We start from the raw sequence: 215 nt of genomic DNA on the forward strand, positions 1-215 counted from the left end.
AGCCCGTCATGTAGACCACCTTCAGGTTCGGGCGGCGCTTCAGGGCTTCCTCGGCGAGACGGCGGCCGTTCACGTCGGGCATGACGATGTCGGTGAGGAGCATGGTCACGTCCGGATGGCCGTCGAGGACGCGGAGGGCCGGCGCGGCACCGTCGGCGTGGAGGGTGGTGTAGCCGAGCTCGCGCAGGGCCTCGACGGCGAACTGGCGCACCCGG

1 protein-coding gene is annotated in these 215 nt (G+C 71.2%); it reads right to left on the reverse strand.

The window, feature by feature from the left end; all coding sequences use genetic code 11:
• The coding region (locus F0L46_RS25410; protein ID WP_149822397.1) for a response regulator at window positions 1-215 on the reverse strand (215 nt) is incomplete at both ends.

Origin of the sequence: Salinarimonas soli (assembly GCF_008386575.1) — a bacterium.
Classification (GTDB): Bacteria; Pseudomonadota; Alphaproteobacteria; order Rhizobiales; family Beijerinckiaceae; genus Salinarimonas_A; species Salinarimonas_A soli.